Raw genomic sequence first — 11841 nt, 5'->3', positions numbered from 1 at the left:
GCTTGGCTGAGTCGCGTGAGTACTACGCGCATCGGTCTCGGCCAGTGGCACGCTGTACCCGGAGACAAGAACGTCAACCTGGCAACGGCTCTCGAGGTCGTCGCGGGCCTCGCCGCGCAGGGCGCCGAGCTCGTCGTACTGCCCGAGCTGTGGGCCAGCGGGTACGACGCGGCGCGGCTCGGCGAGATCGTCTCCGCCACCGCAGAGCCTGTGCCTGGGCCTCGTAGTGAGGCGTTGGCACAGGCAGCGCGTGAGCATGGGCTGTGGCTGTTCGCGGGGTCTGTGCCTGAGTTGGCGGACGGGCGCGTGTACAACACGACGCTGGTGTTCGACCCTGAGGGTGAACTGGTCGGCGTACATCGCAAGGTGCATCTCTATCGGCCTACCGCTGAGGACGCTGTGTTTGCGGCCGGCGAGACCGTGACAGTGCTCGACACCGAGCGGTTCGGCGCGGTCGGGCTCGCGACGTGCTTCGACGGCGATCACCCCGGGTACGCGCGGGCGCTGCGCGATCGCGGGGCGCGGCTGGTTGTCATGCCGGCGGCGTACGAGACCGCCGCCGAGAGCTGGTGGGACCTGCTGCACCCGGCGAACGCGCTCGCCAACGGTCAGTGGTGGATCACCGTGAACCAGAGCGACGGCGGGATGTTCGGCCGGAGCCGGGTGATCGCCCCGGACGGCACCACGGTCGCCGAGGCCCCGCGCGATGGTGCGTCACTCATCTGCGACGTCGACCTGGAGGCCGGCATCCACGAGGCCGACATCCACAACTCAGCCCTCTGGAACGACGCCCAGCCAGACCTGTACGTCCCTCATCCCCTGCCGACGTAGGGCATTCCCGCCGCCATCACGGTCAGCGTGGGTACGGCGACGGACGTCGGAAGGCCGGCGATCCGGACCACGAAGTCCGCGACGATCTTCGGGTCGAACGTCGGCTCGACCGCGATCGACCCGTCCGGCTGCAGCACACCCTGCTCCATCCGCGCGGTCATCGCGGTGGCGGCGTTGCCGATGTCGATCTGGCACGCGGTGATCCCGTGCGCGCGCCCCTCCAGCTCGAGCCCCTTGGTCAGCCCGCTGATCGCGTGTTTGCTCGCGGTGTACGCGATCCCCTGCGGCCGCGGTACGTGCGCCGAGATCGACCCGTTGTTGATGATCCGCCCGCCCTTCGGGTCCTGCCGCAGCATCAGGTCGTACGCCGCCTGCGCACAGAGGAACGACCCGGTCAGGTTGGTGTCCACCACCCGCCGCCAGTCCTCCTCCCGCACGTCCTCCACCCCAGCGGCCGGCGACCCCGTCCCGGCGTTGTTCACCAACACGTCCACCCGCTCGAGCCCCTGGAAGAACCCGCGCACCGCAGCACCATCAGCGACGTCGAGAACGGCGTACCACATCAGCTCTCCACCGAGGGCAACCGTCTCCTTCAGCTTGTCCTCGGTGCGTCCGGTCACCCACACCTGGTAGCCGGCGCCGGCCAGCGCGAGCGCCATCTCCCGCCCGAGCCCCGACCCGCCTCCGGTCACCACCGCAACCCGCGTCATGCCGTCACCCTTCCGCCTCGTCGAACAGGCGTCCAGCATGACCGACCTTCCCAGGTGCGGCGAACACCACTTCTATCCCGATCCGCGTCACAAAACGCCACCGTCCGCCGTCGAATGGGTATCCGCAGCCTGCGAAGTACTGCGGAGAGTGACGATCCCGCGACCGAGAGCAAATGAGTGGCGGCTCAGTTGAATATCTTGGAAACTCATTTGCGTGTATCACGCAAGCATGTATATGCTTGCAGCATGCAAGTAAACGACGCGTACGCTCCACAGACCCCGATCGAGGGTGTGATGCACGCGTTCACCCGGATCGGGCGCCGGCTGAAGGCCAAGCAACCCGGCGACACGATCGACCACAGCGCGCATGTCGTGCTGTTCGCCCTGCGGTGCAACGGCGCACTGCGGCTGTCCGACCTGGCCGCCCGGCTGGAGCTGGACGCCTCGACCGCGAGCCGGCACGTCCGGTCCCTGGAGCAGCTCGGCCTGGTCCGGCGCTCCCCCGACCCCGACGACGGCCGGGCCTTCCGGGTCGAGCTCACCGAGCAGGGCATCGAGCAGTGGGAGACCAGTGCCCGGCACCGGATGGAACTGCTGAGCGCCGCGATGGAGGGCTGGTCCGAGGAGGACGTGCAGACCTTCGAGCGGCTGATGACCCGCTTCGCGGACGGCGTCACCGCCCTCATCGAAGCACCCGCCAGCGCCGCCTGGGCCGACAAGGGCTGGGCCGCGGTCGCACCACGACTGCAGCAGCCCGCCCCGGCAGAGCGCAGTACCGACACAGACTCCACTGCCGACAGTGACCCTGCCAGCAGCGCGAACCACGACAACAACCTGGAGAGCACCAGATGAGCACCACAGAGCCCGCCACCGCCGGCGGCGCTGCACCGACCGACGGTGGTCCCAACTACCTGTCCCACAAGCAGATCCTGGTCATCCTGGGCGGACTGATGGCCGGGATGTTCCTGGCCGCGCTCGACCAGAGCATCGTGGGTACGGCGCTGCCGCGGATCGTCAGCGAGTTCAACAGCCTGGACAAGCTGTCCTGGGTGGTCACGGCGTACCTGCTGACCTCGACCGCCTCCACCCCCCTGTGGGGAAAGATCTCCGACCTCTACGGCCGTCGCCCGCTGTTCATCGCGGCGATCGTCACGTTCCTCGGCGGCTCCGTGCTGTCCGCGCTGTCGCAGAACATCGAGCAGCTGATCGGCTTCCGCGCCGTCCAGGGTCTGGGCGCCGGCGGTCTGATGTCACTGGCCTTCGCCACCATCGGCGACGTGATCCCGCCGCGCGAGCGCGGTAAGTACATGGGGTACTTCGGTGCCGTCTTCGGTCTGTCCTCGGTGGCCGGCCCGCTGCTCGGCGGCCTGCTCACGGACGGTCCCGGCTGGCGCTGGATCTTCTGGATCAACGTCCCGATCGGTCTCGTTGCCCTCGGCATCGTCGCCGCCGTACTGCGGCTGCCGCACGTGAAGCGCTCGCACAAGATCGACTACCTGGGCGCGTCCACGATCGCCGCCGCGGTCACCTCGCTGCTGCTGGCCATCTCCTGGAGCGGCCCGACCAACGGCTGGGGCACCGGCACCACGATCGCGCTGCTGGCCGGCGCCGTCGTCCTCGCGGTCGCCTTCGTGATCATCGAGCTGCGGGTGGCCGAGCCGATCATCCCGATGGACCTGTTCAAGGGCCGGATCTTCTCCGGGTACGCCGGGTACGCGTTCCTGCTCGGGTTCGCGATGTTCGGTGCGCTGATCTTCCTCCCGCTGTACCTGCAGGCCGTCAAGGACCTGTCGCCGACCCGGTCGGGCCTCGCGCTGCTGCCGATGATCGTCGGTATCTTCTCCGCGTCGATCCCGAGCGGTCAGATGATGAGCAAGAGCGGGCGGTACAAGCACTTCCCGATCATCTCGGCGATCCTGGTCGGCGGCGCGATGGTGCTGCTGTCCACGCTGAGCCTCACCACGCCGTACTGGCAGCTCGCGATCTACATGTTCGTGATGGGCGCCGGCCTGGGCCTGTCGATGCAGATCACCGTCACCGCCGCGCAGAACAGCGTGCCCCGGCAGCACATGGGGTCCGCGACCTCGACGATGACCTTCTTCCGCTCGATGGGTGGTGCGATCGGTACGGCGGTCTACGGCGCCGTACTGACCAGCCGGCTGAAGGTCCACCTGGGCGACATCATCCCGAACGCCACGCAGTCGATGGTCGACGGACTGGCCAAGGCGGCCAACAGCGTCCAGGCGCTGCACACGCTCAAGGAGCCGCTGAAGGGCTTCGCCCTGCACGGGCTGGTCGACGCCATGGACGACGTGTTCCTGGTCTCGCTGCCGTTCCTGGCGCTGGCCCTGATCCTCGCGGTGATCACGCCGGAGCAGCGGCTGGCCGGTCGCAACGACGGGCCGAAGGCCGAGGGTGACGAGTCGCTGGAGGCCTCGGCGACCGCCGCGATGCACTGACCGCGTCACCGAACCGATACCAAACGTCGGTTGACCTACCCGACAGCCGCTCTGGAAAGCTTTTCCAGGGCGGCTGTTCCGTTGTCGCAGCGGCCGCCTGACCCTCCCCGGGTCGTACTTTCGACACGTACCGCAACGACAGGACTGGCCCACGGATGAAGACACTTGACCGGCCACTGGACGACGACGACCGCGCGATGGCCGATTTCGCGGACGTCCGCGACTGGCGACGCCTGGGCGGCCCGCAGGCCGGCCAGACCGGGCCCGTCCCGGTGCGCCGGCTGATCCGCCGGGTGAAGTCGGCGACCAACTGGAAGCCGTGGCCGATCAACCGCCGCACGGTGATCGACGAGCAGCTCGACGGCTGGGGCTTCCTGACCAAACGGCAGACCGAGCTCGCCGTGTACGACGACCAGGTGCTGGCGCACAGCCCGTTCAGCGGCTGGGTGGCGTTCGCGATCGAGCCCTGGGACCTCGAGGAGGTCGAGGCAGGCCTCGACGACCACTGGCCCGGGAAATTCGAGCTCGCCTGCCGGCACTGGGGACAGCCGGCGTACGTCGGAATACAGACGAAGACCGGGTTCGACGACGACTGGGCCCCGGGAGCCGGCCGCGACCGCCGGCACCTGGCGGTCTGGACGCCGCCCGGCGCCGAGATCCACCTGTACAGCAACCGCCCGCGGCGCAAGCCGCTGTCGACCTCGGTCGGCATCAACTACGTGGTGTACCTCAACGAGGAGGGGTCATGACGACAGCCAAGCAGGACTACCGGACGACCATGCGCGACGCCGCCGCGAACAGCGACGTCCGCACCGGAACCGGAACGGCCAGCGCCGTCTCCCCCGAGAACCTGACCCGGATCGCCCACGGCGCCACCGCGGCCGCCGAGGCAGCCGGCGAGTCCCCCACCCTGTCCGCCGACCTCGGCGCCGCCCTCCGCGCCGCGACCCCACCGAAGGGCACCACCCGCACCACCGATCCCGCTGCCAACCCCACCGGCGCCCGCCCCGAAACCGGCGGCCGCACCGCTCCTGAGCGCGGCACCGACCGCGGCACCGGCAGCCGCTGAAAGGTCCGGTCCAGCCACCGATCCCCGGGCGGAATCCGCTCCCCGAACAGACCAAAACCAGTTATCCACAGGCAGCCGAAGAACCCGTTGTTGTTGACCCTGACCCCGCCGTACGGTTGCCGACGACGGCTTGAGCAGCGATGGAAGGAACAAGTCCCGAATGAAGACGCAGGACAGGCCGCTCCAGGAGGACGACCTGGCGCTGGCAGACCTCGCCGCGATCGCCGACTGGACCCCGATCGCCGGCCCGGACTCGGACAACACCGGCCCGGCAACCATCAAGGGCATCGTCGAGCGGGTCACCGCGGTGACCGATTGGACGCCCTGGGGACTGCAGTCGCCCGAGGGCGTCGGCCCGCACAGCGCCGGTTGGGGATTCACCACGCCACGCGGCAGCACGATCATCGTGTACGACGCGATGGCCTTCGCCGACACCCGCAACAGCGGCTGGTCGGCCTACGAGATCGGCCCGAACGACCTCGCGGAGGCCGAGGCCGGGCTGGACGCCCACTGGCCGGAGCACCTCGAGCTGACCCGTAAGCACTTCGGCGAGCCGGCGTACGTCGGTGACCACAACGACCCGGACTTCGACGACGCGTGGGCTCCGGGAGTCGGCGCCGACAAGCGCCACCTGGCCGTGTGGGTCCGGCCCGGTGCCCAAATCCGTCTGTTCAGCGACAAGCCGGCGCTGGAGCCGTTGACCGAGGCAGTCGGTGTCAACTACGCGGTTTACCTCGACTAGGAGTTGGAATGTCACAGCCATCAGGACCGCTCTTCACGCCAGGTGACCGCAGAGCTGCGGTCGACTACCTTGCCAGCCTGTCGCCCCAGCAACAGCAGAACTTCGAGAAGATGCTGAACCACCAGCCGAGGCTGAAGCGGATGTACAACGCCTCGGTCAAGGTAGCCACCGAAGCGTGGAACTCACAGCCCGGTCTGAAGACCCGCGCCTTCGGCAACGGCGTTGCGTCCGCCACCCGGACGAGCGTCGGTGCTCTGGGCAGCGCTGCCAGGGGCGCGCAGTTCGCGGCGCAGAACCCGGGTCAGGCGTGGGACAACACCCGGGATGCCAGCGGCCGCGCGATCTCAGCGACGGGCCGGGGGCTCGGCCAGGCCGCGGTCGCCGCCGGACGCGGAGTCGCGAACTCGCCGGTCGGCACCGCCGGTCGAGGCATCGCGAACGTCTCGGTGGCCACCGCTCGCGGGGTCGGCAACTCACCGGTCGGCACCGCGGCCGTGTCGGCCGCTCGCGGCGTCGCCTCGGTGGGCCGTTGGGTCGCCGACAAGTGGAGCCGGGCGACCGTCGCCGCCGAAGCCGGCCGAAGGGCCTTCGCCGAGGCCAAGAAGAGCCCGAGTTCGCCCGACGTGAGCAGCCACGACCGGCTCGACCTCGCGGACCGCGCCGCTGCCGTCGTCTCGGCCCAGACCCCGGAAGAGCGGCTTGCCGCCACGCAGGGTCTGCTCACGGCGCTGCAGCAGCAGATCGACCGGAACAACTCGTCCATGATGCAGACCACCCAGGCGCCCGCGTCCCAGGCGACGAAGGCTCCCGCCGCTCAGGGTCCTGCCGCTGCCACTCCACAGGGCACGGGCCAGGGCGAACAGCAGCGCCCGGCACAACCAGACCGCCAGAACGGCAACGGCGGCGTGCAGCGCTGACACCACCGCACCAGCCAACTCCCCGGCCGCCCTCGTTCCCACGAGGGCGGCCGGTCGCGTGCTGTACGGCAGAACTGCTGCCCAGACGTAGGTTCGGTCCATGACTCCGCTGCAGACCGAGCTGGCCACCGTCGGCCTGGAGGCCCTGCCGGGGTTCGTCCTCGCGGGCGGCTACGCACTCCGAGCCCACGGGTTCGGCACCCGGGATTCCAACGACATCGACCTCTTCACCGACGACGTCGATCCAGTCCGGTTCGCGGAATCCGTCGCCCAACTGGTGAACACGTACCGCGCGGCCGGTCACAAGGTCGAGGTCGCCCGGCGCGCCCCGCAGTTCGCCAGACTGGTCGTCGACACAGCCACCAAGGTCGACCTGGGCGTCGACCTCCGCCAGGATCCCCCGGTCCGGATGAGCCTCGGCCCGGTGCTGTCCGAGGCCGACGCGGTCGGCAGCAAGGTGGGCGCCATCTATTCCCGGCTGGAGGCCCGCGACTTCATCGACGTACAGGCCGTGCTCGACAGCTGCCGGTACGACCAGGACGCCCTGCTCGAGCTCGCAGATCTCCGGGAGGCGACGCCGTTGGACCGCGGCATGTTCTCGGCGCAGTTGCGCGCCGGCGCCCAGCTCCCCGATGACGCGTTCGTCCGGTACGCCGCCGTACCGGAGCAGATCGCGCGCATCCGGCGTACCGCCTCGGAATGGTCCGCGACGCTCAGCGGTGCCTGAGTGGAAAGGCTGTCTGGGAAGATGACCGCATGAGTGACGTCGCTCAGCCTGGTGATACCTACGGGTGGATGATCTCGTACGTCGTACCCGAGTCGCTCGACCTGCTCCAGGGACCCACCGCGGGCGCCGTCGAACTGCCGACCCGGCTCGACTGGACCACGAACAACAGGTACGACCTGGGGAACCGCGACGAGGCGATCGGCCTGTACAACCGGGTGATCAGCGAGGCCTCGACCCAGGCCGACCTCACCGAGTTCCTGAACGGCGACGTCCTGCTCGCCCTCTGGCCCCAGCTCCACCTCCCTCGCCGGTGCACGGCGTTGTGGGTCGAGGCCTTTCCTGAGCTGGCTGCGGGGAGCTGATCAGTCGTCGGCGGGGGTTGGCTGGCGGCGGCGTCTTCTCGGGGGTTCCGGGTCTGGGTCGTTGCCGGCCAGGTGGTTGACGATGGCGTTCAGGACGGCGGCGGTGGGGACGGCTACCAGGGCGCCGACGATGCCGGCGATGACGACGCCGGTGGCGATCGCGAGGATGACCGCGAGCGGGTGCACGCTGACCGCGCGGCCCATCAGGAACGGCTGCAGGACGTGGGCCTCCAGTTGCTGTACGCCGATCACGACCGCGAGCATCACGATCGCAATGAAGGGGCCCTTGGCAACCAGTGCGACGAGGACCGCGACGATGCCGCTGACCAGCGCGCCGACCACCGGGATGAACGCGCCGACGAACACCAGGATCCCGATCGCGCTCACCAGCGGCAGGCCGAGGATCGCCGCGCCGAGCGAGATGCCGATCGCGTCGACCGCGGCGACGATCACGGTCGCGCGGACGAACGCGGTCAGCGACACCCACGCGCGACGGCCGGACGAGTCGGCCTTGTCGCGGGCGCGGCGCGGGAACAGCCGGACCAGCCACGACCAGATCTGCTCGCCCTGGTAGAGGAAGAAGAACAGGCAGAACAGCGAGATGAACAGCCCGGCCACCACGTGCGTCGCCGTCGTACCGACCGCGGCCGCCTGCTGACCGAGGGCGCCGCCGGAGGTGATCTGCTTCTGGATCTGCTTGAACAGGTTGGTGATGTCGCTGTCGGTCAGGCCGAAGTTGATCCGGGCCAGGTCGCGCAGCTTCTGCACGCCCTCGCCGACCTGTTTGGACAGGTCCTCGAACTGTCCGGCGATCTGCGTCCCGACCAGCGTCAGCAGGCCCGCGACCACGATCAGCGTGGCGATGACGGTGATGCCGGCGGCGAGGCCGCGGGGGATCCGGAGCTTCTGCAGGCCCTTCGTCACCGGGACCAGGAGGGCGGTGAGGAGGATGCCGACGGTCACCGGTACGACGACCTCGGACAGGTACCGCATGATGTAGCCGATCACGCCCACGGCCGCCACCACCACCAGGAACCGCCACGACCACGCGCTGGCGATCTCCATCGCCGGCGTCACCCCGTGATCGACCTTCACCGGCGCGGTCCCGGCCGCAGGCTCGCTGGAAGTCTCCAGCCCCTCCTGGTCCGCGACCGGACTTTCTTCGGTCTCGTCGTCCCGCCCAACGTCGCTCATCTGGCCTCCCTGGTTGAGGAGCCTAATGCCCTGCGAGGCCTGTTCCGTGAATGTGGGCGGCCAGGCCCTCGGCGGCCTTCGGGGCGTCGTCGGCGAGCAGGCCGACGGCGGCGAGGACGTAGTCCGCGTCGACGCACACCTGCGCGCGTTCCGGTACCAGCCAGCCCTCCTCCCGTGCGTTCGTCCCGATCGCGCCGAGGATCCGCGCCGCCACCTCCGGCGGGTTGTGCCGCAGTACTCCCCCGGAGCCGACCAGCAGGTCGACCTCGCGCAGGTCCTTCCCGGACCGCTCGATCACCCGCCCACCGGGCCCGAACACGATCCGCTGCCGCCCCGCGTGCCGCCGCAGCGCGACCGTCGCCGCGACACTCGCCAGCGTCTCGTCGTACGCCGCCTCGCGCCGATCGCCCGGCAGGTACGCCGGATCCGCGCGCCGCCGCTCCGCCGCCGCCCGGGCCCCGTCGACGTCCGCGATCAGCCCGGCCTCCGCGCCCGCGTCCACGACCGGTACGGCGCTCCACCGCATGCCGAGGTCGCCTTCGACGGTCCGGGTGACGGGATGGGTCGCGACCACTTCACGGCCGAGGTTCGCGTCCTCGGGGTCGAGTTCGATCACCGAGTGCACGTCGGTGGTGGCGCCGCCGATGTCCACGACCGCGACATCCCCGTGCAGACCGGCCAGCACCTCGACACCACGCAGTACGACGTCCGGCGTCGCGGCCCGCACCATCCGCGCGAACGCCGGGTCCTTGGACAGGTTCTTCCCGCCGATCACGTGCGCGAGGAACATCTCCCGGATCGCCGCCCGCGCACTGCCCGGCGCGAACACCCCGATCTCCGGTACGACGTTGTCCGCCAGCACGTGCGGTACGCCCGCCGCGGCCAGCGTGCCGGCGATCTCGTCCCGGGCCTCGACGTTGCCCGCGACAACGATCGGTTTCCGCCACGTGTACTTCGCGAGCGTCTCGGCGGCGTGCAGCAGTACGGCCGAGTTGCCGCCGTCGGTCCCGCCGAGCAGCAGCACGACGTCCGGACGGTCCTTGCGCAGTTCCTTCTGGGTCGTCGCGGTCAGCCCACCGCTGACGACCGCCACCACGCGCCCGCCGCTCGACAGGGCGACCCGCTTGCCCGCCTCCGCGGTGACAAGCTCTTCGTTGCCCACGACACCGATCCGCAGCCCGCCGCCCGCGCTCGAACACGCGAGCACCTCGGCGTTCCGCACACCGCGGTCGGCCTCCTCCAGTACGGCGCGACACGCGTGCCAGCCGTCCATCACATCGGTGTCGATCGTCGTACGGTGCTCTGCCCGGGCCACCAACTCCCCCGACCCGGGATCCACCGCCACCGCCTTGGTAAACGTCGACCCGAAGTCGACCGCCACCACCAGGCTCACCAGCTCTCACCCCCTCGCCACGACAACCATCCACATCCCAGCCCGCTCCGCCGCCCGCCAGCCACCGGATCCAGCCCGCTCCGCCTCCCGCCAGCCACCGGATCCAGCCCGCCCCGCCGGCCGGCACCTCGGAGGTTCACCCCGGAGATTGTCCCTTCGCCTCTCGCATGCCAGACGTGAAGGGACGATCCGAGAGGTTCACCACTCAAATGACCAGGCGGTAGCGGATGGAGCCGGCGGGTTCGGCGGATCAGCCGAGCGCGTGGTCGAGGTCGGCGAGGAGGTCGTCGATGGTTTCGATGCCTACGCTCAGCCGGATCAGGTCGGCGGGGACCTCGAGCGGGGTGCCGGCGACCGAGGCGTGGGTCATCTTGCCGGGGTGCTCGATCAGCGACTCGACGCCGCCGAGGGATTCGCCCAGGGTGAAGACCTCCGCCTTGTTGCAGATGTCCAGCGCCTGCGCCTCGCCGCCGGTGACCCGGAAGCTGACGATCCCGCCGAACCGCTTCATCTGCTTCGCGGCCGTCTCGTGGCCGGGGTGTCCGTCCAGCCCCGGATACAGCGCCTGGCTGACGGACTGGTGCCGCTGCAGGAACTCCACGACCCGCTCGGCGTTGTCGCTGTGCCGGTCCATCCGGACGCCGAGCGTCTTGATGCCCCGCAGTACCAGCCAGGAGTCGAACGGCCCCGCGACCGCGCCGATCGCGTTCTGGTGGAAGGCGATCTTGTCCGCGAGCTCCGCGTCCCGGACGATCAGCGCGCCGCCGACCACGTCGGAGTGCCCGCCCATGTACTTCGTGGTCGAGTGCACGACCACGTCCGCGCCGAGCTCGAGGGGCTGCTGCAGGTACGCCGAGGCGAACGTGTTGTCCACCACCAGCAGCGCGCCCGCGTCGTGCGCGATCTGCGCCACGATCGCGATGTCCGCGACGTTCAGCAGCGGGTTCGTCGGGGTCTCCAGCCAGACCACCTTGGTCTTCCCGGGCTGGATCGCGGCCCGGATCGCCTCCGGGTGGGTGACCGCGGCGGGCGTCATCTCGACACCCCAGTTGCTCAGCACCTTGGAGAACAGCCGGAACGTGCCGCCGTACGCGTCGTCCGGGAAGACCACGTGATCGCCGGGCGCGCACACCGACCGGATCAGCGTGTCCTCGGCGGCCAGGCCGCTGGCGAACGCGAAACCGCGGCTGCCCGCCTCGATCGCGGCCAGACACTCCTCCAGCGCCGTCCGGGTCGGGTTCGCCGACCGGGAGTACTCGTACCCGTTGCGCAGCCCGCCGACGCCGTCCTGCTTGTAGGTGCTGGTCGCGTAGATCGGCGGGACCACCGCTCCGGTCGTCGGGTCAGGCTCGTTCCCGGCGTGGATGGCAAGTGTCTCGAAGCCGTACTGGTGTTCGGTGTTCACCGGACCAGCGTACGGCCTGGTCTGCTGAACGC

Annotated in this window: 13 protein-coding genes; 9 read left to right on the top strand and 4 right to left on the bottom strand. The window is 69.8% G+C overall.

The window, feature by feature from the left end:
* Positions 1 to 15 precede the first annotated feature (15 nt).
* Positions 16 to 831 carry a carbon-nitrogen hydrolase family protein gene (locus ACFV9C_RS14330; RefSeq protein ID WP_380193683.1) on the top strand — a complete coding sequence of 272 codons (816 nt, stop codon included), beginning with the start codon at positions 16 to 18 and terminating at the stop codon, positions 829 to 831.
* Here ACFV9C_RS14330 and ACFV9C_RS14325 read toward each other — a convergent pair.
* Positions 813 to 1541 carry an SDR family oxidoreductase gene (locus tag ACFV9C_RS14325; RefSeq protein WP_380193682.1) on the bottom strand — a complete coding sequence of 243 codons (729 nt, stop codon included), beginning with the start codon at positions 1539 to 1541 and terminating at the stop codon, positions 813 to 815. The genes ACFV9C_RS14330 and ACFV9C_RS14325 overlap by 19 nt on opposite strands.
* A gap of 246 nt (positions 1542 to 1787) precedes the next feature.
* On the opposite strand from ACFV9C_RS14325, the gene ACFV9C_RS14320 reads away from it, so the two are divergent.
* The 8 genes from ACFV9C_RS14320 to ACFV9C_RS14285 all read left to right on the top strand — a co-directional run bounded on the left by ACFV9C_RS14320 (position 1788) and on the right by ACFV9C_RS14285 (position 7817).
* On the top strand, positions 1788 to 2393 hold the full coding sequence (locus tag ACFV9C_RS14320) for a MarR family winged helix-turn-helix transcriptional regulator (RefSeq protein ID WP_380193680.1): 606 nt from the start codon (positions 1788 to 1790) through the stop codon (positions 2391 to 2393).
* Positions 2390 to 4000, top strand: coding sequence for an MDR family MFS transporter (locus ACFV9C_RS14315; RefSeq protein WP_380193678.1), 1611 nt, complete (start codon positions 2390 to 2392; stop codon positions 3998 to 4000). Before ACFV9C_RS14320 ends, ACFV9C_RS14315 begins: the two co-directional genes overlap by 4 nt.
* Before the next feature lie 155 nt (positions 4001 to 4155).
* Positions 4156 to 4749 (top strand): hypothetical protein, encoded by a 594-nt coding sequence (locus tag ACFV9C_RS14310; RefSeq protein WP_380193676.1) that lies wholly within the window; start codon positions 4156 to 4158, stop codon positions 4747 to 4749.
* The gene (locus ACFV9C_RS14305) at positions 4746 to 5069 is read left to right on the top strand and encodes a hypothetical protein (protein WP_380193675.1); all 324 of its coding nucleotides are present in this window, start codon (positions 4746 to 4748) and stop codon (positions 5067 to 5069) included. The genes ACFV9C_RS14310 and ACFV9C_RS14305 overlap by 4 nt, the downstream gene beginning before the upstream one ends.
* Before the next feature lie 160 nt (positions 5070 to 5229).
* Positions 5230 to 5811, top strand: coding sequence for a hypothetical protein (locus ACFV9C_RS14300; RefSeq protein WP_380193673.1), 582 nt, complete (start codon positions 5230 to 5232; stop codon positions 5809 to 5811).
* 8 nt (positions 5812 to 5819) lie between these two features.
* Positions 5820 to 6728: a hypothetical protein gene (locus tag ACFV9C_RS14295; RefSeq protein ID WP_380193671.1), complete on the top strand. Its 909-nt coding sequence runs from the start codon at positions 5820 to 5822 to the stop codon at positions 6726 to 6728.
* 100 nt (positions 6729 to 6828) lie between these two features.
* Positions 6829 to 7455: a nucleotidyl transferase AbiEii/AbiGii toxin family protein gene (locus tag ACFV9C_RS14290; RefSeq protein ID WP_380193670.1), complete on the top strand. Its 627-nt coding sequence runs from the start codon at positions 6829 to 6831 to the stop codon at positions 7453 to 7455.
* Positions 7456 to 7484: 29 nt separating this feature from the next.
* The gene (locus ACFV9C_RS14285) at positions 7485 to 7817 is read left to right on the top strand and encodes a hypothetical protein (protein ID WP_380193669.1); all 333 of its coding nucleotides are present in this window, start codon (positions 7485 to 7487) and stop codon (positions 7815 to 7817) included.
* Here the strand turns inward: ACFV9C_RS14285 and ACFV9C_RS14280 are convergent, their stop codons facing one another.
* From ACFV9C_RS14280 to ACFV9C_RS14270, 3 genes are all read right to left on the bottom strand, one after another.
* Positions 7818 to 9011: an AI-2E family transporter gene (locus tag ACFV9C_RS14280; protein ID WP_380193668.1), complete on the bottom strand. Its 1194-nt coding sequence runs from the start codon at positions 9009 to 9011 to the stop codon at positions 7818 to 7820.
* A 22-nt stretch (positions 9012 to 9033) separates the two neighbouring features.
* Positions 9034 to 10404, bottom strand: coding sequence for a glutamate mutase L (locus ACFV9C_RS14275; RefSeq protein WP_380193667.1), 1371 nt, complete (start codon positions 10402 to 10404; stop codon positions 9034 to 9036).
* Between the two features lie 250 nt (positions 10405 to 10654).
* Positions 10655 to 11809: a cystathionine gamma-synthase gene (locus ACFV9C_RS14270; protein ID WP_380193666.1), complete on the bottom strand. Its 1155-nt coding sequence runs from the start codon at positions 11807 to 11809 to the stop codon at positions 10655 to 10657.
* Positions 11810 to 11841 lie beyond the last annotated feature (32 nt).

It is taken from the genome of Kribbella sp. NPDC059898, from assembly GCF_042730855.1.
GTDB lineage: Bacteria > Actinomycetota > Actinomycetes > Propionibacteriales > Kribbellaceae > Kribbella.
The sequence above is the reverse complement of the archived record's forward strand: the minus strand, read 5'-3'. Positions and strand labels throughout refer to the sequence as shown.